Source organism: Methanomassiliicoccales archaeon (assembly GCA_026394375.1).
Lineage (GTDB): Archaea > Thermoplasmatota > Thermoplasmata > Methanomassiliicoccales > UBA472 > JAJRAL01.
Map to the genome: position 1 here is coordinate 26,632 of JAPKYJ010000004.1, position 25,134 is coordinate 51,765.

Annotated in this window: 26 protein-coding genes; 8 read left to right on the forward strand and 18 right to left on the reverse strand. The window is 59.1% G+C overall.

Going from position 1 to position 25,134, the window contains the following annotated elements:
- Nucleotides 1-8 precede the first annotated feature (8 nt).
- From NT137_00740 to NT137_00755, 4 genes are read left to right on the forward strand one after another with little or no spacing between them, the layout of a single operon-like run.
- A complete protein-coding gene (locus NT137_00740; GenBank protein ID MCX6651871.1) occupies nt 9-395 on the forward strand; it encodes a transcriptional repressor in 387 nt (128 codons plus the stop codon).
- Nucleotides 395-1,333: an energy-coupling factor ABC transporter permease gene (locus tag NT137_00745; GenBank protein ID MCX6651872.1), complete on the forward strand. Its 939-nt coding sequence runs from the start codon at nt 395-397 to the stop codon at nt 1,331-1,333. Before NT137_00740 ends, NT137_00745 begins: the two co-directional genes overlap by 1 nt.
- 39 nt (nt 1,334-1,372) lie before the next feature.
- Nucleotides 1,373-2,128, forward strand: a complete 756-nt coding sequence (gene cbiQ / locus NT137_00750) for a cobalt ECF transporter T component CbiQ (protein MCX6651873.1) — start codon at nt 1,373-1,375, stop codon at nt 2,126-2,128.
- Nucleotides 2,129-2,159: 31 nt separating this feature from the next.
- The gene (locus tag NT137_00755; GenBank protein MCX6651874.1) at nt 2,160-3,275 is read left to right on the forward strand and encodes an ATP-binding cassette domain-containing protein; all 1,116 of its coding nucleotides are present in this window, start codon (nt 2,160-2,162) and stop codon (nt 3,273-3,275) included.
- A 276-nt stretch (nt 3,276-3,551) separates the two neighbouring features.
- On the opposite strand, the gene trpA is transcribed toward NT137_00755, so the two are convergent.
- Genes trpA through NT137_00790 form a run of 7 tightly spaced genes read right to left on the reverse strand, consistent with a single transcriptional unit; the run spans nt 3,552 to nt 9,866 of the window.
- Nucleotides 3,552-4,328, reverse strand: a complete 777-nt coding sequence (gene trpA / locus NT137_00760; protein MCX6651875.1) for a tryptophan synthase subunit alpha — start codon at nt 4,326-4,328, stop codon at nt 3,552-3,554.
- A gap of 5 nt (nt 4,329-4,333) precedes the next feature.
- Nucleotides 4,334-5,515 carry a tryptophan synthase subunit beta gene (trpB, locus tag NT137_00765; protein ID MCX6651876.1) on the reverse strand — a complete coding sequence of 394 codons (1,182 nt, stop codon included), beginning with the start codon at nt 5,513-5,515 and terminating at the stop codon, nt 4,334-4,336.
- A complete protein-coding gene (locus NT137_00770; protein ID MCX6651877.1) occupies nt 5,512-6,138 on the reverse strand; it encodes a phosphoribosylanthranilate isomerase in 627 nt (208 codons plus the stop codon). The genes trpB and NT137_00770 overlap by 4 nt, the downstream gene beginning before the upstream one ends.
- On the reverse strand, nt 6,135-6,914 hold the full coding sequence (locus NT137_00775; protein ID MCX6651878.1) for an indole-3-glycerol-phosphate synthase: 780 nt from the start codon (nt 6,912-6,914) through the stop codon (nt 6,135-6,137). Before NT137_00775 ends, NT137_00770 begins: the two co-directional genes overlap by 4 nt.
- Nucleotides 6,911-7,930 (reverse strand): anthranilate phosphoribosyltransferase, encoded by a 1,020-nt coding sequence (trpD, locus tag NT137_00780; protein ID MCX6651879.1) that lies wholly within the window; start codon nt 7,928-7,930, stop codon nt 6,911-6,913. Before trpD ends, NT137_00775 begins: the two co-directional genes overlap by 4 nt.
- A complete protein-coding gene (locus tag NT137_00785; protein MCX6651880.1) occupies nt 7,927-8,505 on the reverse strand; it encodes an aminodeoxychorismate/anthranilate synthase component II in 579 nt (192 codons plus the stop codon). The genes trpD and NT137_00785 overlap by 4 nt, the downstream gene beginning before the upstream one ends.
- Nucleotides 8,502-9,866 (reverse strand): anthranilate synthase component I family protein, encoded by a 1,365-nt coding sequence (locus NT137_00790; GenBank protein MCX6651881.1) that lies wholly within the window; start codon nt 9,864-9,866, stop codon nt 8,502-8,504. The genes NT137_00785 and NT137_00790 overlap by 4 nt, the downstream gene beginning before the upstream one ends.
- Before the next feature lie 155 nt (nt 9,867-10,021).
- Here NT137_00790 and NT137_00795 point away from each other — a divergent pair, with 155 nt between their 5' ends.
- Nucleotides 10,022-10,594, forward strand: coding sequence for a flavodoxin family protein (locus NT137_00795; GenBank protein MCX6651882.1), 573 nt, complete (start codon nt 10,022-10,024; stop codon nt 10,592-10,594).
- A gap of 7 nt (nt 10,595-10,601) precedes the next feature.
- On the opposite strand, the gene NT137_00800 is transcribed toward NT137_00795, so the two are convergent.
- The 11 genes from NT137_00800 to NT137_00850 all read right to left on the reverse strand — a co-directional run bounded on the left by NT137_00800 (nt 10,602) and on the right by NT137_00850 (nt 22,415).
- A complete protein-coding gene (locus tag NT137_00800) occupies nt 10,602-11,294 on the reverse strand; it encodes a helix-turn-helix domain-containing protein (GenBank protein MCX6651883.1) in 693 nt (230 codons plus the stop codon).
- A gap of 605 nt (nt 11,295-11,899) precedes the next feature.
- Nucleotides 11,900-12,817: a glycosyltransferase gene (locus NT137_00805; protein MCX6651884.1), complete on the reverse strand. Its 918-nt coding sequence runs from the start codon at nt 12,815-12,817 to the stop codon at nt 11,900-11,902.
- 70 nt (nt 12,818-12,887) lie between these two features.
- A complete protein-coding gene (locus NT137_00810; GenBank protein MCX6651885.1) occupies nt 12,888-13,832 on the reverse strand; it encodes a glycosyltransferase family A protein in 945 nt (314 codons plus the stop codon).
- A 236-nt stretch (nt 13,833-14,068) separates the two neighbouring features.
- Nucleotides 14,069-14,983, reverse strand: a complete 915-nt coding sequence (locus NT137_00815; GenBank protein MCX6651886.1) for a hypothetical protein — start codon at nt 14,981-14,983, stop codon at nt 14,069-14,071.
- 2 nt (nt 14,984-14,985) lie between these two features.
- Nucleotides 14,986-15,765 (reverse strand): transketolase, encoded by a 780-nt coding sequence (locus tag NT137_00820; GenBank protein MCX6651887.1) that lies wholly within the window; start codon nt 15,763-15,765, stop codon nt 14,986-14,988.
- A gap of 367 nt (nt 15,766-16,132) precedes the next feature.
- Nucleotides 16,133-17,251, reverse strand: coding sequence for an NAD-dependent epimerase/dehydratase family protein (locus NT137_00825; GenBank protein MCX6651888.1), 1,119 nt, complete (start codon nt 17,249-17,251; stop codon nt 16,133-16,135).
- Nucleotides 17,252-17,255: 4 nt separating this feature from the next.
- Nucleotides 17,256-18,626, reverse strand: coding sequence for a lipopolysaccharide biosynthesis protein RfbH (rfbH, locus tag NT137_00830; GenBank protein MCX6651889.1), 1,371 nt, complete (start codon nt 18,624-18,626; stop codon nt 17,256-17,258).
- A gap of 15 nt (nt 18,627-18,641) precedes the next feature.
- Nucleotides 18,642-19,745, reverse strand: a complete 1,104-nt coding sequence (gene rfbG / locus NT137_00835; GenBank protein ID MCX6651890.1) for a CDP-glucose 4,6-dehydratase — start codon at nt 19,743-19,745, stop codon at nt 18,642-18,644.
- Nucleotides 19,742-20,515, reverse strand: a complete 774-nt coding sequence (gene rfbF / locus NT137_00840; GenBank protein MCX6651891.1) for a glucose-1-phosphate cytidylyltransferase — start codon at nt 20,513-20,515, stop codon at nt 19,742-19,744. Before rfbF ends, rfbG begins: the two co-directional genes overlap by 4 nt.
- Before the next feature lie 142 nt (nt 20,516-20,657).
- A complete protein-coding gene (locus NT137_00845; GenBank protein ID MCX6651892.1) occupies nt 20,658-21,644 on the reverse strand; it encodes a glycosyltransferase family 10 in 987 nt (328 codons plus the stop codon).
- A 3-nt stretch (nt 21,645-21,647) separates the two neighbouring features.
- Nucleotides 21,648-22,415 carry an FkbM family methyltransferase gene (locus NT137_00850; protein MCX6651893.1) on the reverse strand — a complete coding sequence of 256 codons (768 nt, stop codon included), beginning with the start codon at nt 22,413-22,415 and terminating at the stop codon, nt 21,648-21,650.
- Between the two features lie 91 nt (nt 22,416-22,506).
- On the opposite strand from NT137_00850, the gene NT137_00855 reads away from it, so the two are divergent.
- The 3 genes from NT137_00855 to NT137_00865 all read left to right on the forward strand — a co-directional run bounded on the left by NT137_00855 (nt 22,507) and on the right by NT137_00865 (nt 25,023).
- Nucleotides 22,507-23,781, forward strand: coding sequence for a UDP-glucose/GDP-mannose dehydrogenase family protein (locus NT137_00855; protein MCX6651894.1), 1,275 nt, complete (start codon nt 22,507-22,509; stop codon nt 23,779-23,781).
- Between the two features lie 4 nt (nt 23,782-23,785).
- The gene (galU, locus tag NT137_00860) at nt 23,786-24,697 is read left to right on the forward strand and encodes a UTP--glucose-1-phosphate uridylyltransferase GalU (protein MCX6651895.1); all 912 of its coding nucleotides are present in this window, start codon (nt 23,786-23,788) and stop codon (nt 24,695-24,697) included.
- Between the two features lie 122 nt (nt 24,698-24,819).
- Entirely contained in the window at nt 24,820-25,023 is a 204-nt protein-coding gene (locus tag NT137_00865; protein ID MCX6651896.1) for a hypothetical protein, read from the forward strand.
- The last annotated feature ends 111 nt before the right edge of the window (nt 25,024-25,134 follow it).

Sequence of the window (25,134 nt, forward strand, 5' to 3'; positions counted from 1 at the left end):
TTACTGATATGCCCGGCAACTCCTCAAGGTGGACGAGGCAGCTGAAGGTCATCATCGATATCGTGTATTCAAGCGATGAGCCAATCGCTGCGGACGAGGTGTACTTCCAGGCAAGGACGCGCCTTCCGAACATCTCCCTGGGGACGGTCTACAGGAACCTGAACAAGCTGGTCAAGGAAGGTCTGATCTCTGAGACGCAGCAAGGTTCGACGCAGGTCTTCATCAAGCACCCCTTCGCCAACGCCACCTTCGAATGCGAGGTTTGCAAGCGACTGTTCTGCGTGCCCTATGAGATCCGCCACTCGGAGCTGCAGAAGCAGACCGGTCTGCAGGTGAAGCGGTGGTCGCTCCGTCTGTCCGGGGTGTGCAAGGAGTGTGAGGGCAAGTGCACATAATGGAGGGCTTCCTGCCTCCGCTCTGGGCGCTGTTCTGGCTCCTAATCTCAATCCCCTTCGTGGTCTACGGCGCGCTCAAGATCAAGCGGATCTTCGAAGAGCGGCCGGAGCAGAAGCTGACGGTGGCGGTCTCGGGGGCGTTCGTGTTCGTGCTCTCCGCCCTCAAGCTGCCCTCCGTGGCCGGCTCCTCCTCCCACCCCACCGGCACCGGGCTTTCCACGGTGCTCTACGGACCAGGGGTGACGTCGCTCCTTTGCACCATCGTCCTGATATTCCAGGCGTTGCTGCTGGCACACGGCGGCATCACCACCCTGGGCGCGAACATCTTCTCCATGGGCATCGCCGGGCCGGCGCTCGCGTTCCTTGTGTATCGCACCCTACAGAAAGCGCGCGCATCCATGTCGGTCTCGGTCTTCGCCGCGGCCTTTACGGCCGATCTGATGACCTATGTCGTCACGTCGTTCCAGCTTGCCCTGGCCTACCCGACCAACGGCAACTTCCTGCCCTCCTTCCAGACGTTCTTCCTGGTCTTTGCCATCACGCAGATACCTTTGGCCATCCTCGAGGGCGTGTTGCTGGTCCTCTTCTTCAACTTCCTGGCGGAGAGCAAGCCGGAGGTGATCGAAGGTGTGGTCAGGGAGAAGAGGCCAAGCCTGGATCGGAGCAAGAACCGACTGATCGCCGCCATACTGGTAGCGATATTGGGGGTGGCATTGGTGGCCAATGCCGCCGTCGGCCTATTGGGAACGGACAATCAGGGCGTCGAGATCATCCAGCAGATCGACCCTGGCTATATGCCCTGGTTCGAGAACTTCTTCGTTCCCGATAAGAGCGTGGAGATGCTGCTTTTCGCCCTCCAGGCCATCATAGGCATCGTCGTCATCCTCTATTTCTTCCGCTACCTGAGGAAAACGAAGCTGGCGGCACGGGAGGCATGAGGTCTGTTCGCCATCGATGAGCTGGCATATTCATCCCCCATGCGCTTCTGGCCGCCGCTGGGCAAGTTCCTTCTAGCGGTGGCGTTGCTCATCGTCTCGCTGGTCGCCACCTCGCCCATCGTACCGCTAGCCGTTTTCGTCGTCGGCATGGCGCTGCTCTTCCGCTCCACCCGCTTCCGCTTCCCCAAGGTCATCAGGATGGCCTTGTTGGATGCCCTGATCATCTTCCTCTTCGGGACGCTGATCATCGCCTTGGTCACCGCCGAGGGCTCCACGATCTGGAGCGCGACCTTCGCAGGGATATCCCTTAGGATCACTGACGCAGGCTTGAACCTGGCCATGATGGTTTTCCTGCGCGCCCTGGCCGGCGTGAGCGTCATGCTCTTCTTCGCCACCTCCACCCCCATACCTCATTTCGCTTGCGCCCTGAGGCAGATGCGCATCCCCCGCTACATCATCGAGCTCGTGATCCTCGTCTACCGCTACTCCTTCCTCCTCTTCGAGCAGCTGGAGGTGATGTACGTCGCGGCCAATTGCCGTCTCGGGTTCAGGGGGACCAGGAACAAGCTCCGTACCACCGGAAAGCTGGCCGTGGGGCTTTTCATCCGTTCTCTGGAGGTGGCGGACCGGTCCCAGATAGCGCTCTATTGCCGCAACTTCAAGGGCGATTTCCCCTCCTTCCGCCCCCCCGCCAGGATGACCGCCTTCTGGACGCTCTTGCCTTTGGTCGCTTTCCTCTCGCTCTATCTTCTGAACCATGTCGTGGTCAACTGGCCTTTGAACGGATGGTGGTGAGCTGGTCGAGCCGATCCTGGAAACGAGGGGCCTGACATACGCCTATCCGAACGGGACGGTGGCACTGCGAGAGATCAGCTTGAGCATCCCCGCCGGCAAGAAGACCGTCGTCCTGGGTTCGAACGGTTCAGGGAAATCGACCCTCTTCCTTCATTTCAACGGCGTCCTGAAGCCGAAGCAGGGCGAGGTGTACTACTCGGGCAGTAAGGTCGACTACGGCAAGCGCTCCCTGGTCGAGCTCCGAGAGCAGGTGGCGGTGGTGCTGCAGAACCCCGACGACCAGATATTCTCCACCACGGTGGAGGAGGACGTGGCCTTCGGCCCTCTGAATCTGAACCTCTCCAAAGAGGAAGTGGAGCGCAGAGTGGATGAAGCTCTCTTCCTGGTCGACCTGGAGGATGTGCGGGGGAGACCTACGCAGCAACTGTCCTTCGGACAAAGGAAGCGCATCGCCCTCGCCGGCGCCTTGGCCATGAAGCCCAAGGTGCTGATGATGGACGAGCCGACGGCCGGCCTCGATTCGCGCATGGTGCACGAACTGCTGGAATTGGCGGACGAGCTGAACCAGAAAGGGCTAACCGTGATCATGTCCACGCACGACGTCGAAACCGCTTACGAATGGGCGGACGAGGTCCAGATCCTGCACCAGGGTCGGCTGGAGTTCTCCGGTCTGCCAGAGGATTTCTTTCTGGACGAGAGGAAGGTGCACTCCCTCGGATTGGTCCGACCGACGCTCTACGACATGAACCTCCGGCTGAAAGGCAGGATCCCGGTTGCGGGAGGGGCAACGCCGCGCGACCTGGAGGAGGTGCTTCAGAAGCTCGCACCCTCTAAAGTGGTCGTCGGAGGGATCACCTTGGTGGAGGTGGACGGCAGCGAGCCGAAGGCGAGGGCGGCGGCAGAGGCGCTGCGCAACTGGCGCTCCGGCCGTTCGGGAGTGTATGGGACTAGAGCTCGAAGGTTGGCGCACGATTCCTCGCTGCCCGTCGACTACCACTTCAACGCCTTGGAGAACTGCGTGCGCGCGGCGAGCGAGGGCGTGGACTCCCTTCTGCTGGTGGACGTGGATCTGAAGCAGCTGGTGAGAAGAAGGCTCCAGCACTTGGATGAGGGCTTCGGGCTGCGCATACCTTTGCACAAGACATGAAGCTTTGACTCAAGGACGGAACCAAGGGCGCTCTGCCCCTAAGAGCCATGAGGTCGTTGATCTGCAAGGCGGACATCAGGTCCTCGGCGCAGTTGGGGATGAGGTCGCGGGGGGAGCGGGACTCGACGATGAAGCCGCAGCAGTCGGCGAGCCTCACCGCCTCCACGTCCCAATGGCTCGTCAAGCCGCAGATCTTGACCTTGACCGCCACGGAGCTACCCCTCCCACCTTACCGACACTGGAGACTGCAGACTGCTATTAGAGGCGTTCGCATCGTCAACGAGTCCCGCTCTTCAACTCCCTTACGAATGTCCTCGTCTCATCCGGTGTCGCTCCCTCGAGCAGCTTCGCCAGGAGGGCGCTGCCCACGATCGCTCCGTCCGCTCCGCATTCGATGACCTGATGTACCTGCTCCGGGCGGGAAATGCCGAAGCCCACAGCGACGGGGAGGCGGTCCGCCGCCCGCTTGGCCGTCCTCACCAGGTCGTGCAGGCCGATCGGCAGGGAGTCCCTCGCGCCGGTGGTGCCCAGCGAGCTGACCAAGTAGAGGAAGCCGGACGATCGGTCGGCGATGGAGCGCATCCTCACCTCGCTGGTGGTCGGCCCGGCGATCTGCACCAGGTCCAATCCCTCTTCCCGACAGGCATGGCCCAAGCTCTCGCTCTCCTGCATCGGCAGGTCGGCCACTATCAGGCCGTCCGCCTTCGCGCTCTTCGCCTGGGAAACGAAGTCCTTCTCGCCCATGACAAAGATGGGATTGTAGTATCCCATGAGCACGATCGGGACATCCAGATCTCCCATCTGGCGCACGAGCTCGAAGACCTTGGCCGGCCGGACGCCGGAGGCAAGAGCTCGAGCCGACGCCATCTGGATGACCGCCCCGTCGGCCACCGGGTCGGAGAAGGGAACGCCCACCTCGAGCACATCCGCGCCCCCCTCCACCGCGGACCGGCAGTGCGCCAGGAACCCCTCCTCGTCCGGGAGACCGGCGGTGAGGTAGCAGATCAAAGCGCCTTCCCCCCTCGCCTTCGTTCGGTCGAAGGACGCCTTCAACCGGCTCAGGAGGATCCCCCCTCGCCGAGCAGGACCGTTCCCAGGTCCTTGTCGCCCCTGCCGGAGACCGTGATCACGACCATCTCGTCCTCGCCCATCGAGGCGGCCCTTCGCGCGCCTGCATGGATGGCGTGCGCGCTCTCCAGCGCCGGGATGATGCCTTCGGTGCGGGAAAGCATGCGGAAGGCGTCAAGGGCCTCCTCATCCGTCACGCCCACGTACTCCGCCCGACCCGTGTCCTTCAGCCAGGAATGTTCCGGTCCGACGCCGGGGTAGTCGAGCCCGGCGGCGATGCTGTGCGTCTCGTTGATCATGCCGTCCCGGTCCTGCAGCAGATAGGTCTTGGCCCCATGGAGCACGCCCACCTTCCCTGCGCTCAAGCTGGCCGAATGCCTGCCGCTGCTCAGGCCGCAGCCCGCCGCCTCCGCACCGAGGAAGCGCACGCCCTGGTCCGAGATGAAGGGATAGAAGGTGCCGATGGCGTTGCTGCCTCCACCCACGCAAGCGACCAGCAGGTCCGGGAGCTTGCCCTCTTGTTCCAGAGCCTGCGTCCTCACCTCTGCCCCGATCACGCTCTGGAAATCGCGCACCATGGTCGGATAGGGATGCGGTCCGGCGGCCGTCCCGAACAGGTAGTAGGTGTCGACGACCGACGCCGCCCAGTCCCTCATCGCCTCGTTGATGGCGTCCTTCAGGGTCCTGGAGCCGCTCCTCACCGGCTTCACCTCCGCCCCCAGGAGCTTCATCCGCTCCACGTTCATCCTCTGCCGCCTGGTGTCCTCCTCGCCCATGTAGATCACCGCCTCCAGTCCGAGCACGGCGGCGATCATGGCGGTCGCTACCCCGTGCTGCCCCGCCCCCGTCTCGGCGATCACCCGCTTCTTGCCCATGCGCTTGCACAGCAGCCCCTGGCCGATGACGTTGTTGAACTTGTGGGCGCCACCATGGCATAGGTCCTCCCGCTTCAGGTACACCCTCGCCCCTCCCAGCTTCCTGGTCAGGTTGTGGGCGAAGTAGAGGGGCGTCGGTCGCCCGCCGTAGTGGCGGTTGTACCAGGCAAGCTCGCTCGCGAACCCGGGATCGCTCCGGCATTCACGGTAGCTCCGCTCCAGCTCCTCCAGAGCGGTCATGAGCACCTCCGGAACGTATTGGCCGCCGAACTCGCCGAACCGGGCATTCTGGCTCATGGCACCGCCCCCTGCGCCTTGGAGATGAAATCACGGATGCGCTCGGGGTCCTTCCTGCCTCCGCTCTCGACCCCGCTGGACACGTCCACGACGTACGGCCGCACCCTTGAGATGCCCTCCTCCACGTTAGAGGGCGAAAGACCGCCGGCCAGCACCACGGGACAGGGGTGGCAGGCGTCCCTCACCGTACGGCTGAGGCTCCAATCGTGAGGCACCCCGTTCCCGCCCGGCGATCCCGCAGCGGTGTCCAGGACCAGGGCGGAAGCGGCGGGGAGCAGGGAGCGCGCCCGGGCCATCTCCGATCCTGTGCCCATGGGCACGAGGGCCCACACGGCCACCGGCACGGCCTCGGCCAGAGCGCTCAGTTCCTTGGGCGAGAAGGGATAGTGCGCCTGGACCACGTCCGGCCTCAGATACAAGGCGAGTCTGGCCAGAAGGGCGAGGTCGCTGGTCGATGAGACGAGCACCGTCCTACCGCGGGCGGACGCCATCAGCTCCCTCGCCCTCTCCGCCATGAGGCTCCTGCGCGAGCCGGAGGCGACCACGAGGCCCTGGAAGTCCGCCCCCTGGCTCGCGTCAACGTCCTCCTCGCGCATCAAACCGCATATCTTGACCAGGGTCATCGCGACACCTCCAACGCCCGAAGCGCCAGCTCAGGGTCGCTCGAGGAAGCAAGATGCGTGCCGACCAGGGCCCCGTCCGCTCCGAGATCCCGCAGGTGGACGAGCTGATCCTTCGAAGCGATCCCGCTCATGACGATCATGGGCTTGGCGCAGCTCGGTCTGAAGCGTTTCAGCAGGTCCGACGCCAGCTCGCCGTCGAGCCGCATCGTGCTCAGGTCCCTCTGATTGATGCCGATGACGTCCGCGTCGCGCTCCATGGCCACGAGTAGCTCCGCCTCCGTAGAGGCCTCGAGCACCACCTCCATTCCCTCGCGATGTGCCAGGTCGATGAGGACGTCCGCCCGGGCGCGCGCCAGGGGATGCGACAGCGCACCCTCGATGAGCAGCACCGCCGATGCCCCTCGACTGGCTCCGGCCAGCACTTGCTCTGGAGAAACCACAACATCCTTCATCAGGACCGGTGTGCGGCCGTCCGCGGCGAATCTGAGCGCGTCAAGGCTCCCTCCGAAGAAGATAGGTTCCGTCAGCACCGAGAGCGCTGCCGCGCTTCCCCGGTGGTAGCAGGCGATGAGGTCCAGTGGCTTGTGCTCGGAGACGCGCCCTCTGATCGGGGCCGAGGTCTTCACCTCGGCGATGATCGGGAAGGCGACGCTCCGGGAGAGCGCCCCCACCAGGGAAGGCATGCCTTTGCCTGGCCTGCGTGGAAAGGCAGAGTAGTAGCAGCAGTCTACCAGGTCGAGGGCGTTCTCCACCAGCTGGGTCAAGGTGTCGGTCATGCTCCGTCCTCCCTGCTCCGTGTCACGAAGGCATCCAGCTTGCGCAGCGCCTGACGCGAATCGAGCGCGTGCTCGGTCACACGGAAAGCGTGAGCGAGGTCGTTGCAGCGGCCGAACGCCACCAGACCGAAGGCGGCGTTGAGCAGCACCGCGTCCCTCGGTGCGCCGTTCTCCTCGCCTTCGAGGACGCGACGGATGAGGAGCGCCGACTCCTTCGCCGGCCGGTCGGCGATGTCCTCGGGCGAGGCAGTTCTCAACCCAAGCGTGCCGGGATCGAAGTCAAAGCGTTCCAGCGATCCGTTCTGGACCAGCGCCACCCGCGTCGGACCGAGTACTGAGACCTCGTCCATGCCCGGATCGCCGTGGACCAGCAGGCATCGCTCGATGTTCAGGGGTGCCAGGACCGGAGGGAGGAGGTCCAGCAATTCCGGATCGTAGACACCGATCAGCTGCCGCTTCCGCCCCTGGACGGGATTGAGCAAGGGACCGAGGACGTTGAAGATGGTCTTGCCCCGCATCGCCTTCCGGGCGGAGGCCGCGTTCCGCATTGCTGGGTTGAAAGCCCGGGCGAAGAAGAAGGAGACGCCGAGATCGTCGAGGATCGCCCCGGCGGTGCGGGGGGTGAGGGGCAGGACCGCGCCCAAAGCCTCCATGACGTCCGCGCTGCCCGAACGGCCGGCGTTGGAGCGGTTGCCGTGTTTCGCCACTGGCACGTCCGCGCCCGCGACCACGAACGAGGCGGCGGTGGAGATGTTGAACGTCCTCGCGCTCCCTCCTCCGGTGCCGCAGAGGTCGGCAACGGCGGGGTGACGTGCGTACACTGGGACGGTGGCTTCGCGGAACACCATGGCCAGGTCCAGCACGTCTCTCGCTCCGTATCCGGACCGGTCCAGGGAGCGGAGTACCTCGACCACCTGATCGTGCGATGCGCTCCCCTTCACGACCTCCTGGGCGAAGCGTCTCATGCTTCGGCGTTCGGTCGTGCCCGAAGGTGAGCGGATGGCCGAAGCGCTCATCTTCTCGCCTCCGCGAGGAAGTTGCTAAGCAGCACGCCTCCCTTGGGCGTGAGGATCGATTCCGGATGAAACTGCACGCCTTCGATAGGATAGCGCGAATGGCGGATGCCCATGATCTCGCCTTCGTCGCTCTTCGCCGAGACCGTGATCTCCGGTGGGACTTCGGTGACTATCAGCGAGTGGTACCGCCCGGCCACGAAAGGGTTCTCGATTCCCTGGTAGATGCCGAGCGAGTCGTGGTGGATGAGCGAGGTCTTGCCGTGCACGATGCGTCTGGCGTGTGCGACCTTTCCGCCGTAGGCGAGGGCGAAGCCCTGGTGGCCCAGGCAGACGGCCAGCGTCGGGGTGTGCTGGGACAGCGTGGTGAGGATCTCCCGGCAGACGCCGAAATCGCCGGGATTGGCGGGATGGCCCGGTCCGGGCGATATGACGATGGCGTCCGGCCGCTGGCGCTCCAGGTCCTCCACCGATATGGCGTCGTTGCGGGCCACCGTCACCTCGGTCCCCAGCTCGCCCAGCGCTTGGTACAGGTTGTACGCGAAGGAGTCGTAGTTGTCGATGAGAACGACCTTCATGCCGCCACCTCCTCCTTCTGCGTCGAGGCGCGCAGCCGTTGAAGAGCCGCCTGGAGCGCGCCGAGCTTGTGCTCCGTCTCCACGAACTCCTTCGCCGGGTCGGAGTCCGAGACGATGCCCGCGCCGGCCTGGAACGTGATGATGTCACGGTTTACGAACGCGGAGCGGATGGTGATCGCGGAATCCAGGTCGCCGGTGAATGAGAGGTAGCCCACGCCGCCGGCATAGGCGCCGCGCGGCCGGCCTTCAAGCTCGGAGATGATCCGCATCGCCCTCGGCTTCGGAGCGCCCGAGACCGTCCCGGCGGGGAAGACCGCTGCCAGGGCGGCGATTGAATCCATCTTCGGGGCGAGGGTCGAGCTCACCTTCGACACAAGGTGCTGCACGTGGCTGTAGCTCGCCACGGACATGTACTCTGGCACGTGGACGGAGCCGAACTCGGACACCTTGCCCAGATCGTTGCGTGCGAGATCGACCAGCATGCAGTGTTCCGCACGCTCCTTCTCGTCCGTGAGCATCTCTTCTCGCAGTCTCCGGTGCTCCTTCGGTCCGTTTCCGACCGAACGCGTCCCGGCGATGGGGAAGGTGGTCGCCTCCCTTCCCCTGACGGTGAGAAGCGTCTCGGGGCTGGAGCCGAGTACCTTGCGCTCGCCGAAGTCCAAGTAGAACATGTAGGGGGAGGGGTTCGAGGTCCTCAGCTGCTCGTAGAGACGTAGCGGGTCCCCGTCGAAACGTGCGCTGAGGGACCGGGAGAGTACGACCTGGAACACCTCGCCGTCGCGGATGCGCAGCTTGGCGTCCCGGACCGAAGCCTCGAACCCTTCCTGTTCAGTGGAGGGTCGCATCGGGCCCACGTGAAGGTCCCTTTCCGAACGGGAGGGAGGGTTGAGGAGCATTTCGAACAATTCGCCCTTCCCTTCCATGTGGAAATAGTAGCAGCGGAAGCTCGAGTGGTCGTAGATCACGCCCTCCTTGTAGAGCCCCAGCTCGAAATCGGGGAACGAGGAGCGAGCGTACGAAGGGAAGGAGGGCTCGGCCTGGGAAGCGAACTCGTATGAGAAGTATCCGACCAGCCCTCCAGCGAAGGGGAAGGGCGAGGAGGCGACCGAATTCCTCCTGATGGTCTCCCGGAGGAACTCCAATGGAATGGCACGGAGATGGTCGTCCGACTCGCCTCCCCGAACCTCACCATCGCGACACGCCAGTACGCTCTCCGGGCCGAAGCCGAGGAAGGAGTAGGCGACCGTGCGCTGGTCGCCGACCGCGCTCTCCAGCATGAAAGAGCAGTCGAACTCAGGTGCCAATCGTCGATAAAGGTGGAGCGGGGGGAGGGCGGCGCCGATCTCTTCGAAATTGACCATTCGTCGATTGAGTGACATGTACTTTCCCGGTATATGATGAACATATATAATCATTATTGAACAACATTGTGCAGAGAGAGCAATAATTGAGCTAAGCGGCTCCACGCCTTTTATTAGAGCTCAGAGAGAATCCCATTCTCCAAGGAGACAACTGGATGAAGGTCATCGCGTTCAACGGCAGTCCGCGGGCGAACGGCAACACGCACCGCGCGCTGGAGATCGTGCTGGAGGAGATCGAGAAGAAGGGCATCGAGGTCGAACTGGTGCAGATGGGCGGCGAAGATATCTCACCCTGCAAAGCCTGCGGAACGTGCGGCAAGAAAAAGAACGAAAGGTGCATCATCAAGGACGACCCGGTGAACGAATACATCCAGATGATCAAAGGGGCCGAGGCCGTCATCATCGGCTCGCCCACCTACTTCGGAGGGCTGAGCGCCCAGACCAAGGCCTTCATCGATCGCGTGGGGTATGTGACCCGAGCGAACGGCGGCCTTTTCAGGCACAAAGTGGGAGCGGCGGTGGCCGTGCATCGAAGGGCCGGCTCGTTGAACACCTTCGACGAGATCAACCACTTCTTCCTCATCGGGGAATGGATAATCCCCGGTGCAAGCTACTGGAACGTGGTCACGGCCCAGAAACCCGGCGACATCGAGCAGGACATCGAGGGAGTGAAGACCATGCGCAATCTCGGGCAGAACATCGCCTGGCTGGTCAAGAAATTGCAGTGAGGAATGCTCACCCGCGGCAGGCGTCGCTGTTCGCCGCCATTTGGATCAGGGGACAGAGGTTGTCGAGCAGCTTTCCTTCCGCCTTGCGCAGATGCTCTGCGTATGTAGATCGTGAGAGCCCCGAGCGCCGCGCGAGCTCGTCCAGCCCCACCTTGGCCGGCCGGTCGAAATATCCAAGGGCGCTCGCCAATGCGAGCACCTCTATTTGCTTGTCCGTGAGCCCGGCGAACATCGTGGAGGTAGTCAGTATCATGTCCTTCGCCACCCCGCGAAGTCGAAGCGGCCTAAGCGATTGCAGGTTCACCGTTCCTCCCTCGCGTTCGATCCGCTTGACCATGCGTCCGAACGCTTCTCGCTCATGTCCTAGGACGTGGTAGTTCTCCCAACCTCCTCGGTACACCACCGGTTCCTCGTGCCACAGCCCCTCCTCTTCGATGATGCTCCCCACGCCTGGCTTGCAGTCGCAGTCCTTGGTGATCATGCTCAGGAGGCTGCCTTCTCGGACCGTAACCTGCTTGGTCCCAAGGTTGCCTAGCTCCCTCTCCACCAGCTTCAGCACCTCTTCGGAGGGGGCGCTCAGCTCGAACACGTGCGAGTGCATGTTGCACCACATGGCGATGGTGGCCTCCGGGTACTTCCGGGTCAGGATGCTGTAGGGGCAGTCGTGGACCACTTGGATCCTCGCGTCATACAGAGGCATGCGAATGTGATGGCGCGGAGGGATATTATTAGTTGTCCCGCCCTACGGCGGCTGCATTTCAATGCCAGGCTCAATGTCATAATTTGAAAAATGGTGTTTGCGAACCGCCCTAGGGCGGCAGAAACGACACGTCTCACCTCGGCCCTCTAGAAGTCGATGAACATGATATCGCACGCATTGCTGCAGGTAAGGATGATGGATGAGAGCTCACGGAACTCGGAGTTCGCCAGGTGGGAGTTGAGGACCAATGATACAAGCGGATCTAGGGAGAAGGATGAGGTTGGAAGGACCGGATCGTCGCGCGCTCTTGAGCGGCGGAATACGTTCATGTTAGCTGGGAGAGCGCATCGCTGTCGGCGCGAAGGGACCGAGCGATGCCCACGGGATGACTGGACCACCGGAGTCTAGGAGTCTCATCCCCTGAACCCTGCATGGAGAGGTTCTTGAGCTCGCCCCTCGCAACAATTCTTCAATTCCGGCGGCAAGAGGTCGTTGGACGTTCGGCGTACTGTGCGTGCTGCGCAAGAGGAAGCCGCGAACCCTTTTCCATTTCCCTCATCCTTCTTTCTTGCTTTCCTCTTCCCAGCCACGCCACTCTTCAGAAGCTACCGGACAGGTCTCCCTTCCACCTTCGCCACAAGATTCGAGGCTTTGCCTAATGCCCCCACGCCGAAAAGGCTTGCCAGCCTAAGGAAGAATGGGGAGGCGCTCCAGGGATAGGCGCGGAACGCCTTCTTCACGAATGCCTTTCCTTTTCGTCCTTCGCCCATTTTCAGACGGACCCTTCCTATCTCCAAGTAGAAGCCCATGAGCGCTCTCCTGTTCCTAGCATAGAGCGCCTTATGCTTCTCCAGGAACTTCGCCAGACTATCTATCCAACGATCGCGGTTGGCGTTCACGCTATCCCGAAGCTCGGTCGAAACGCAGAGCACTCGATCGATGAACTCGAAATCGCAGACCTCCGAAAGCCGAAGGAAGAGGTCCCAATCCTCGATGCTCTTCAGGGAAGTATCGAAACCGCCCACCTTTCTTAGGAGTTCGCTCTTCACCATGGCCACCGGGGTCCCCACCAGGTTGCCTTCGAGGAGAGAATCCAGCACCCGCCCGCTCTTCTTGGCGTTCTCGCGGGGCAGTCGTTCCTCAGAATCGCCTAACTTGCGCAGGATGGTGCCATAGACCACTCCCATCTGGTCAGAGGCTTTTCGCATGGTCTCGATCTGGATGGCTAGTTTCTCCGGGACCCATTCATCGTCGGAGTCCTGGAAGGCGATGTACCGTCCTAGGGAGGCTTCGATCCCTGAGTTCCTCGCTGCCGCAGGTCCACGGTTCCCTTCGTAGGCTCTGAGGAACCTCACTCTGGGGTCGGCGTAGGACCGCACGATCCTCTCCGTGCCATCGGTCGAGCCATCATCGACCACGATCAGCTCGAAATCTTCGAATGTCTGGCAAAGCACGCTGTCAATGGCATTGCCTACCGTCTTCTCCCGGTTGTAGGTGGGGATGATCACGCTTACGAGGACCATAGCGTTTCGTTCCTGGGGCAGCGGACTGGAACAGTGGTTCTCCGCTCTTATACTCTGCTCTCACGCTGTTCTATGAGGTCCTCGAATAGATCCTTTCCACGAGCATCGATTTAATGGCATACAGCCCACCAGAGAGCGAAAAGTACTCCGGCCTCACGTTGCAGGCCACCCGGAACATAGCACCGTATCTCTTTTCGGTCAAGACCTCTCTCCTCCAGGTCTCGAATGCACGGATCGTTTGATCCTTCGAGATCTTCGAAAGGATCTCCCGACGGACCGCCGCATCCTTGGTGCCCATCTCCACAAGCATCCTATCACGGGCTCGAAGGCTGTCCTCCGGGTAGGTGACTGAGTCCTGTCCTGCATGAACCCGATACTCCATCAGCGGACGATTCAGAAAACCCACAGGGCCGAGCTCGGCCAGCTCGCAGATGAACGGACAATCCGCGACCTTGCCGAATTCCTCTTTGAATCGGACTCTCTGCGGGAAGCCGTTCCGGTACACGTAGGAAGGGAATGGCGGATTCGAGGACTTCGTGTATTGTAGCGCCATCTGGGCGCCTGACCGGAAAAGCTGCTCCGCCTCGCTACCATTCTTGAGCATGGTCCCTTTCCTTTCGCCTCGCTCGTCGATGAGCAGAGCATTGCAGCCCACCGCCACCGCTTCCGGGTGTCGCTCCAGGAAATCGCACTGCTCCCGGATGAAAGTGGGACAGATGCGGTCATCGTCATGCAGAATAGCCAGGTACTTGCCTTTGGCGAGGGCGAAGGCTCGGTAAATGTTCCAGAAAGGGGAATGGGTGGTCTCGGCCCCTTCCCATCGTACCGGGCGTTCCAGAAGGTCGTGGACCTTCTCCTTGACCATTGGCTGGCTGCCGTTGTCCAGGACGACCACCTCTGAGGGTCCACGGTCCTGTCTCAGAACGGCCAGCAGGGCCTCTCGCAAGTACTCCGCTCTGTTATAGGAGAGGATGAATACCGAGATGTCGAGGGGCGACCTCTCACCGGTGGCCATTATCCAGTGCAATCGGCTGGGTTATGCATAAGCGTTTCTGCATGCACCCTCGCCCTTTCTTGGGTAGCTGGCTGGCGCCCTCAAGGGAACTGCTCGTCCAGTTTGCTCCCGAACGCCAGCCTCGGCTCATCGCCGTCGTAGACCAGGCTAATCCAGTCCATGACTACATCGGTCGAAAGCAGGTCGCAGTCCTGCGCCTTAAGTTTTCGACTTCTGGAACGAATGCCACGATAATGCTATGTTCCCTGTGCGAACCGAACAAGCTCATCCACATCGGCGATGTGCAAAACCTTTCTCAGGTACGCCTGGTCACCTATCTGGCTGACGAACCGGTCGGGGATACCCTTCCTCATGAATCGCGTTCTTTGTCCATGCTCTGCGATCACTTCCGCCACGGCCGATCCCAGTCCTCCGATGATATTATGTTCCTCAAGAGTCACGATCGGCGTCCCCTTCTCCACAATGCTAGTTATTGCCTTAGCGTCTAAGGGTTTGATGGTCGGCATCGAGATGACACCGGTCGCGACGCCCTTCTTCGCGAGGGCTTGAGAGAGCTCCACCGCCCAAGCCAGGGTGTTGCTGGTCGTTATCAAGCATAGATCTTTTCCATCTCGAACTTCAATGGCCTCGCCGATCCTGATCTTCGTCCCCTCAGGATGAACGGTCTTCTCGCCACTCTTGCCCAAGCGGAAATAAATCGGCCCTTCAAGATCGAAGCTATGATTGATCAGCTCCCTGACCTCGATGGGATCGCCTGGGCAACACACTGTCATGTTGGGAAGGGCACGCATGATGGCAATGTCCTCGATGGAATGATGGGTCGGACCAGAAGGGCCATAGGTCAGGCCGGCCCCGACACCCACCAGCCTCACGTTCAGGTTCATGTACGCTACATCCAGTCGTATGTGCTCGTAGCACCTCATGGTCAGGAACGGGATGATGCTGTAAACATAGACTACTTTTCCAGTCAATGCGAGACCGGCCGCAATGCCGATAGCGTTTTGCTCCGCGACCCCGACGTTCAGGAAGCGGTCAGGGAACTCATCTCTGAACTTCTCAAGGACAGAGAATCCCATATCGGGCGTAATGAGGAAGATCCGCTCGTCCTTGCGAGCGCGCTCGATGAGGCAGTTCACGAAGGTGGCCCTCATTTTCAACGCCCCCTCGAATCGATCTCTTCCACGGCTCTCCGCAGCTCATCGTCATTTGGCGATTTATAGTGCCATTCCAAGCGGTCCTCCATGAAGGAGACCCCCTTTCCCTTCACGGTATGGGCGATGACCATCTTCGGACGGTCACGGGAGCGAGAGAGCGCCGATTCTAACTGGGCTACATCATGGCCATCGCATTCGCTCACATCCCAACCAAACACCCTCCAGCGCTCAGCTAGGTTTCGCATGTCCACGATCTCATTCGTTCTTCCAAACGCCTGAAGCTTGTTGAAATCCACAACTGCGGTGAGATTGTCCATTTTTAATGTGGAAGCCAGCATGGCAGCTTCCCAGGTCGAGCCTTCCTCGCATTCGCCGTCGCTCATGATCACGAAGATCCTGGATGGAGAATTGAATGATTTCAGTCCGATGCACATGCCTAGTCCTATTGGAAGACCATGTCCGAGCGAGCCGCCAGACGTTTCTACTCCGGGGACGATCTGACGGATGGTGTGACAAGGGAGCGCCCCGTCATTCTGGCAAAACTTGTCTAGCAATCTACGGTCAAAGAACCCCCGGGCAGCTAAGGTCGCATACAACGCTGCGCTGGCATGGGCTTTGCTCAAGATCAGTCGATCGTTTCCGAAGGCATCTGGCTTGGTCGGATCGGTCTTCATGACTCGGAAGTAAAGGGTATATAGGATCTCGACCGAAGACAAGCACGAGCCGATATGGGAGCTTTTCGAGGCGTGTACCATGCGCAAGATGTCCTTTCTGATCATATCAGTGGTGCCCACAGCTTCAGTCCTCCGCCTTTCCAGTCTTTCTGGCTGAGACCCAAGATGTCGGTCGCGCTTCATATTTGTTGTTCTGCGTGATTAACTGAGACTAACGAAAAGGTGTGAATGATCTCTCATGAAGCCTTGTGGATGCGTTCAATGATGTCTGTCACTCTCTACCTGAAGCAGTTCCTCAGGTTTCCTAGATATCGTCTGGTGAACCTTCTCGTTCTAGAGAAGAAGTCTTCTAAGGTGAGAATCTCTGGGCGGGTATGCTCGATCTGGCCAAAGAGGGAGTTGAGCCCAGGTTTCTCGCCAATCTTACTGCTCCAATCTTCATCAAGTACCTCCATTCGCTTCTCACCGCTAATCAGTGACACAGCCCTGCATACCCTGTCCCCTGGCAATGAGCTACGGTCCTCTCGACGGCTTCTCTGACCCCTATCTTGGGTTCGTAAATATCTCTCAGTCTGCTGATATCGGGAACGTATCGGTTTGGAGGCTCCTTGGTGGCACGAGCGGGCTTAGCGCCCAAAACTTCTACCTTCGTGTTTCCGACCACGTCCGCCACCAATTTGGCCAGCTCTTCAATGGTGATCGTGGGGCTGTCCATGCCCACATTGTACACCACGTGCGCTCTCTTTCCAAGCAACAGCTTCCAGAGGGTGATGCAGAGTTCTGAGGAGTAGCAATAGCTCCGGACCGACGTGCCATCTCCGCGCACGACGATTCTGCGTTTTGTCAAAGCCTGATTGATGAAATCAGGAGCCGCGAAACTTGAGTTCGGGTCTTGATAGGGTCCAATGAAGCTGAACAGCCTGGCGATTGCTGTCTCTACGCCAGAGGTCGAGCATAGCATCTCGCTGAACCTTTTTGCTTCCCCATAACATGAGCTTGGGGACGTGGGATCAGGCGCCCCCGGATAGTCTTCTGGTATGCGGTCAAGACCCGTTGGCACTTTTCCGTAGACCGCTCCGCTGCTGACATATAACAATCTTCTCGAATCTGCTGAAACGGCGTAGTCCACGATAGATTGGGTTAGGTCAACAATCTGCTCAATCGTCTTTTTCGGATCCTTTAGATACTCCCGCGGGTCCGAGGGCGATGCGGCATGAATGATGTAATCGCAACGTTCCTCTTGAGCCAAGCTACTCCCCACTTCATGCCATTGGACCAAGACGATATCTCCAGCTTCAAGGCGCTCGCCGAACATGCATCGTGCTTTCCTTGGATCGCGTACTGGAAGAAGAATATGACATCTATTCCGACTCTTCGAACTGAATTCCAGCACCGATTCCACAAGATACCTGCCAACGAACCCAGTGCCGCCGGTGATCATAAGGCGTTTACCTTTCAGTTGGTTCAGTTCGCTTCTGCAGGAGCTGCAGATGAATTGAATGTCCTCGTCCACTATCCTATCTCGCGTGGCTGGTGATCTTCCTCTCGATGTCTGACTCTTGGATTTGCCATCGGTTTCTGTTGAAGACATCTATTCACCTCAGCGGAGCGCTAAAAAATCTCGTCATAGTCTCAATAAAGTAATCTATCATTTCCGGACTCAATCCAGGATAGACGCCAGTCCAAAAGGTATCGTTCATGATGCGGTCTGTATTTTCCGAAGATCCGCTCACCCGGAACTTCTGTCCGGCCATACAAGGTTGGCAGACGAGGTTGCCACCGAAGAGCAGTCTAGCACCGATTCTGTGTTGTTCCAGATACCTCAATAGATCTAGACGAGCATGCTTGCGACCGTCCCTCATGGTCATAGGGAACCCAAACCAACATGGGTTGCTGCCCTTAGTCGCCTCTGGTAGGATGAGGAATTCCTCAAGTGGCTGGATTCTCTTCTTAATGGTCTCGAACCGTTCCCTCCTAGCCTTTATGAAATAGGGAAGATGTTGGAGCTGCGCCAATCCCACCGCCGCCTGCATATCCGTTATCTTCAGATTGTACCCGATGTGGGAATATACGTATTTGTGATCGTAGCCGAACGGCAGGTCACCATGCTGCATCGCGAACCTCTTGCCGCAGGTGTCATCCTTCCCTGGATCGCAGTAGCAGTCCCGACCCCAATCGCGGAAGGAACGTACGATATGAGCGAGATCTTTGTCGTTCGTAGCGACGGCGCCCCCCTCCCCCATGGTGATGTGGTGGGCAGGGTAAAAGCTGAAGGTGGCGATCTGACCAAAGGTCCCTGCTTTTACACCGCGATACTCCGAGCCGAGCGCGTCGCAACAATCCTCGATTAGCCACAGGTCATTTTCCTTTGCGATCCTACGCACTTCGTCAACATCGAAAGGGTTTCCTAAGGTATGAGCAAGGAATATCGCTTTCGACCGATTGGTCACGGCTTTTTCGAGAGCCTCAACGTTCGCATTGTATGTGGGAAGACTGACGTCCACGAAGACCGGCACCAGGGAGTTCTGGATTATCGGTGCTATCGTGGTGGGGAATCCCGCAGCCACCGTGATTATCTCATCGCCTGGCTTGAGTCTCTTCTCATCCAGCTGCGGGGAGGTCAGCGCGGAGATTGCGAGTAAATTTGCTGAGGACCCGGAATTGGTCGTAACAACATGTCTGGTGCCCAGGAATTTCGAGAACTCCGCTTCGAATAATTCATTGAATCTCCCCGACGTCAGCCAGAAATCCAAGGAAGAAGCGACCAAGGCTTGGAGATCGCTCTGGTCGAAGACCCTTCCCGCCACGGGCACATAGTCGACGCCGGGCCGGAAGGGCTTGTTCTGATGGACGGCCTGATAGTACCTTGCCACGGAATCGAGTATCGATCCTCTCAGCTCCACCGCCTCATCGGTCTGGTCGAGCCCAGGATTGGCGAGGTTCGTGTCCTTTTTCCTTGTCGTCATCTCAGCCACCCATTTCTAGCGAAAGATCGACCCCTTGCTCTTCGAATACTCCTTGATCTGGTCGCCCGAAAGCCTAGCCATGTCCGTTTCTTGTTCCAAGTGCTCCTTATACCAGGACACCGTCATCTTGATGGCTCGGTCGATAGGCAAGACCGGTCTCCAATCAAGCTCATCGCGGGCCTTGGTGCAGTCCAATCTGAGCGCGTGGCTCTCGGGAGGCGAGGCTGATGGCCTTCTCACCCTCCAGCTCCCTTCCCCCCATTCCTCGATGATCATCTTCACCAGCTCCTCAACAGAGAGGTTCTGTCCCTTCGCGGGCCCGAAGTTCCATGCTCCGTTGTAGCGAGCGGGATCCTTTCCCGCCTTGAGGGCGAGGATGAGGTATCCGGACAGAGGTTCGAGAACGTGCTGCCATGGCCTTGTCGCTCCTGGATCCCTGAGAACCACCGCCTTCTTCCGAGAAAGGGCGCGAATGCAATCGGGCACGATGCGGTCCGCCGCCCAATCCCCTCCGCCTATGACGTTCCCCGCCCGGGCGGAGACCAGCGCCGTCCTCCGTTCCTTGCTCCGTTCGTAAAACGATCGTCGGTATGAGGCGATGGCGATCTCCGCCGCTCCCTTGCTGGCGCTATAGGGGTCCTTCCCTCCCAACCTATCCGTCTCGCGATAGGCGCCCGCCCGTTCGTCGTTCTCATAGCATTTGTCGCTGGTGATGCATACGAGGGCCTGGAGTGACCTGCTTTCCCGGGCCGCTTCCATCACGTTCACTGTTCCCATGACGTTCACATCGAACGTCTCCACCGGTCTATCGTAGGATCTCCTGACCAATGGCTGCGCCGCCAGGTGGAATATGTAGTCCGGTCGGGATTCACGAACGACCTCTGAGACCTTATCGAGGTCGCGCACGTCTCCCATGATGCTATCCACTCTTTCTTTGAGCCCGACCGCCTCATAGAAGGAAGGCTTCGTAGGGATCTCGTTGGAGAATCCGGTCACTTCACTTCCCAGCTTCGCCAGCCAGAACGATAGCCAACCGCCCTTGAAACCAGTATGTCCGGTCACTAGCACTCTCTTGTTCCGATACTTGCTCTTCAGATCGATCTTCGGAGAAGTGCTCATTTCCAAACTCTCCACGGTGCTTTCCCGCCACTCCAAAGGCTCTCCAAGTGGTTCTTGTCCCTCAGGGTGTCCATGGCGTACCAGAAATCATCGTGCTTATAGGCTCGGAGCTGGTCTTTCGAAGCAAGGTGCTCCAATGGTTCGCGTTCCCAGATCGTTTCGTCACCTTGGATAAGGTCGAGAACCTGAGGTTCCAGGACGAAGAAACCCCCGTTGACGTAGCCTCCCTCTCCTCTTGGCTTCTCAAGGAAGGTCTTGATCTCCACCTCGTTCTCGATCCCTAATGCACCGAACCTGCCAGGGGGCTTCACGGCGGTCAGGGTTGCCAGCTTGCCATGATTCTTGTGGAACCTGACCAGCTTCTTAAGGTCGATGTTCGCCACCCCGTCGCCGTAGGTGAGCATGAACCTCTCACCCTCCACGAAACGTCGCACCCTCTTGATCCGCCCTCCGGTCATGGTGTTCTCGCCCGTGTCGATGAGGGTCACTTTCCACGGTTCGGAGTAGTTGTTGTGTATCTCCATCCGATCGTTCTTGATGTCGATGGTGACGTCGGACATGTGCAGAAGGTAGTTGGCAAAGAACTCTTTGATCATGTATCCTTTGTAGCCCAGGCACACCACGAAGTCGTTGTGTCCATAGTGGGAATAGATCTTCATGACGTGCCAGAGGAGTGGCATGCCCCCAATCTCGATCATCGGTTTTGGCCTGGCGACGCTCTCCTCGCTGATGCGTGTGCCGAATCCTCCGGCGAGAATGACTGTCTTCATATTGATCCCCTCTGGATGCGCCCCGAACGCACGAACATCCCTTGACGGTCGTTTCCCTGGCGCTTGTATATATCAGCGTAAAAGAGGACTCCTGTTCCATCAACCTTTCTGTCAGGGTCAGCTCCGCCTGTTTCTGGGGCTTTCATCTCGAGCCAAGCAGCCCCATCAACCCGCGTCGTCTCTTCTTGGGCTTCTCTGGAGCCAAAGTGATCGTGGTCGGATTCCCGGTCACCTCTCTCTTCGAGATGATGTCAGCGATCAGGGGGAAGAGATTGTGCTTGTCCAGCACTAGGTCTTTGGCGGTTCTCAATGCCTCTTGGGATTGGTCGTACCGGTCCTCCGCGATCAGCTGACGGATGAGCTTGACAGAGCCTTCCCTGTCCCGGATGTCTATCTTGGCGAACGATCGCTCAGGGAAGTAATTGGCCAGGTTAGTACAGCCGTAGTAGATGGGGAAGCTCGAAGCCAGGTAGGTGTCGGAGAGCTTCTCCGTGAAATAGTCCGGGCAGGAGGTGTTCTCGATGGCGATGTGATACTTGTAAGGAGCGATAGCATCCCATTTGTCCTCAGGCCCGTTGATGCTGTAGATGAAGACATCGATCTCGGAGCCGAGCTCCTTCTCCAGCCATCGGACGAACTCCAGTCTCCGGACGTGACCTGGAATCACGGCCTTCTCCGAAGTGAGGATGGATACCAGTTTGTGCTTGGGGGGCGGTTCCATCGACTTGAGTTTGTCATAGTCCAAGGTATACCCTTCTTTGAACTTATGCCGCCCGTCTGGTGTTTTGATGAGCTTCATGCCCACCCACCAGGGCAGCCCGGTCTGGGAGTGGATGACGTTGTCATGACGCATCCCGCTCTGGGGCGTCACCACAGTGGCGAACTGGGAGACGAAATCCTGGTCATACGATTTGAAGGTCTCCGGCTCACCGGTGATAAAAATTGTGTTACTCTGGGGACAGGTGGCGGTCTCCTCCTTCAGCAATCCCTCGTAGACCACCCAGTAATCGCACTCTTTCCGATTCGGGTCGTCGAAGAACTGGCATTGCCCCCATGCACCCCTGGAGCCAGGCGTCTGTCTTGACCACGGCCATTCCGGAACCGACAATGACAATTTGACCTTAATCATATATTATCGCCTCTTCTTTGAAAAATAGGCATCCATTTGCGCCGTGTATGTCCTCTCTTCCTTCTCGTAGCGAGCCACATCGTAGAGATTGATGAGCATGAACCCCAGTTTATGGAGGTCATAGCATATGTCGAGCCAGTATTCGGATTCCCGGTTCCTCCGCAACAGAGAGAGCTCAACCAAGACGTTGTCCACCTGGTTCTTCAGGGTCTCCCGCCCCCCTTCAATGACCTCTCTTTCCACGCCTTCCACGTCGATCTTGACCACGTCGATCTTCCCTATTGCGTGTTCGGTCACGAAGGAGTCCATGGTCCTGACCTCAATCTCCTCTTTCCCAATCTCCTTGATGTCAAGTTCGCGGTGTTCCTCCAAGTGATCCCTGCTCTGTTCTATGATGGAGCTGGTCCCATGAAAGGAACTCAAGTTGATCTCGACCTTCTGGTTAGCATTGAAGAAGCCGATGTTGAACGGAAGGACTCTGTCCATGCGCCCCTGAAGGTTCTCGCACAGAGTAGCATATGTGGACTTGACGGGCTCGAAGGCGTAGATCTTGGCATGGGGAAAGTTGTCGTATGCAGACTTTGTGACATCCCCGATATTCGCTCCGACATCGAAGATCACTTCAATGTTGCGATCGATGCCCGTACGGGAAAAGGGCCAGGAGAGGTTGGGTCCCTCGCGCCTCATTCTATCCCATGCCTTGAACAGCACGGGGGGAATCACTGGGTACAACGCCTTCCTCATCTTCGGACTGTCTCCGGCAAGCAGCAACAACCTCGAATGAGATAAAACTGGCTGTTATGTTCCAGTCTCAAGAAAAGACAAATCTCATATAAGAGCCTAGGTCATGCTGGAGTGTTCGGTGACGGGGAAAATGAGAATATCCATCATCGGTGCTGGTTACGTCGGCCTGGTCACAGGTCTCTGTTTCTGCGAGCTGGGACACGAGGTCATCTGCATCGATGTCGTCGGAGAGAAGGTCAAGGCCATCCAAGCGGGTCGTGCCCCTCTCTATGAAGAGGGTCTCCAGGAGCTACTGGACAAGCATCTGTCCAATGGTAGATTCCATGCCTCCTTGGATTACGATGAGGTGCTGAGAACCGACATCACCTTCCTCTGCGTTGGCACTCCTTCGAGAGCGGACGGCTCCATGGACCTGAGCTATCTGGAGACCGCCACCCGTTCCTTGGCCGAGGTCCTTGCGCGCAAGAAGGGATACCATGTGGTCGTGGTCAAGAGCACGGTGATGCCCTCCATCACCGATAAGTTCGTGGCACCTCTGCTAGCCAGCTGCTCCGGCAAGAAGCTGCCGAAGGAGATCGGGGTGGCCACCAACCCGGAGTTCCTGAGAGAAGGTTCGGCGGTCAGCGATTTCATGCACCCCGATCGCATAGTCATCGGTGCTTCGGACGCCCGGGCGGGGAACGTGGTCAAGATGCTCTATCAGAGCTTCAAATGCCCGATACTGGAAGTCTCTCCTACCACCGCGGAAATGATCAAGATGGCGAGCAACGTGGCCTTGGCGACGCGGATATCAATGATCAACGAGATCGGGAACGTGTGCAAGGAGCTGGACATCGACGTCCGTCAGGTGGCGGAAGGCATCGGCCTGGACGAGCGCATCGGCAAGGCCTTCTTGAACGCAGGAGCGGGATTCGGAGGGTCGTGCTTCCCCAAGGATGTGAAGGGGTTGCTCTCTCTGGCGGATCAAATGGGCATCAAACCCCTCCTGATGAAAGCGGTGCTGGACGTGAACGAGATCCAGCCTCTGCGCATGATCGACCTGTTGGAGGAGCACCTCGGCCTGGATGGAAAGACCATCGCCGTGCTCGGTCTGACATTTAAGCCGGACACGGACGATGTGCGGGAGTCCCGTTCCATTCCTGTTGTGCGGTCCCTTCTAAATAAAGGGGCGAAGGTGAGGGCGCACGACCCCCAGGGAATGGAGAACTTCTCCAAGCTCTTCCCCAATATCGAATACACCAAGAGCGCCAAGGAGTGCGTGAAGAATGCGAACGCGGTGCTCATCATGACCGCCTGGCCCGAGTACTCGGAGGAGAAGCTCTACGGGGCCAAGCTGGTCATCGATGGAAGGGGCGTAGTCAAGACCAAGAACTACGAGGGCATCTGCTGGTGAGGACATGAAAGCGGTCATTCCTGCTGCTGGCCATGGGACCAGGTTCCTGCCATTGACCAAAGGACAACCGAAGGAGATGCTGCCGGTGGTCGACAAACCGACCATCCAGTACGTGGTGGAGGAAGCCATCGCCGCTGGCGTCGACGACATCATCATAATCACCGGACGAGACAAGCGGGCGATAGAGGACCATTTCGACAGATCATCCGAGCTGGAGCATTTCCTCAAGGAACATGGCAAGGAGAGAGAGCTGAAGCAGGTGCAGGAGATCTCCAGCCTGGCAGAGATCCATTACGTCCGGCAGAAGACGCCCCGAGGGCTGGGCGATGCCATCTACTGCGCGCGAAAGCACGTGGGCGATGAGCCTTTCGCCGTCATGCTGGGCGATACCATCCACGTGAGCGAGGTGCCAGTGGTCAAGCAACTCATGAACGTGCAGCACCAGGTGGGCGGATCGGTCATCGCCGTAGAGCAGGTGCTCAGGGAGAAGATCAAGGACTACGGCATCATCGCCGGCAACCGTGTCCGGGACCGCCTGTACAAGGTCATGGACCTAGTGGAGAAGCCTCAGCCCGACGCCGCACCATCGAACATCGCCATCGCTGGAACCTACGTTCTATCACCGGGAATCTTCGAGTGCATCGAGCGCACCAAGCCCGGGTACAACAACGAGATACAGTTGACCGATGCTCTCCGCCTCCTGATGCAGAAGGAGGACATCCATGCTTGGCAGTTCCACGGCAAGCGGTACGACGTTGGGGACATGCTCGGCTGGATGAGGACGAACTTCGAGCTCACGCTGAAGAGCGATGCCTACGGAAAACAGCTGAAAGAGTTCTTGACACCGTTGCTGAACGATTCCGAAGGGACCTGTTCGTTCGAGCTTCCCTCGGAGAAGCCATCGATAGAGAAGTAGTCTGCCAGAATCGAAATCCCGAGCTCGTTCTCAGCCCTATCGACGATATTCCGCTGCCAATATCTGATTTGGGAATAGATTGGAATACCAGTGCGTGCCTAATATCAGGCGAGGACGAGAGAATGGTGGAGCGCAAGAAGGACGAGAAGACGGTGGAGTGCTCTCTATGCGCACCTTTCGAACAGACTGGCACCTGGCGCTGCGCGGACTGCGGGGCGATGAACATCAACAAGTGGAAAGAGTGCTGGAAATGCGAATCGCCGCGCGTCCTGGAGGATTTGGGCACTAGCGTCACCCCAGAATCGCCCGGGGAAGGACCAGGATGAAAGGCGGTCTTTCTCACGGTGGATGCTTGGCGATAGGGCCGCTCAGGATCGTGGTCCTTGTAGGGATGGGCTTTTGTTGATGGAAGCGAATGACGTCGGCGAACCGGAGGA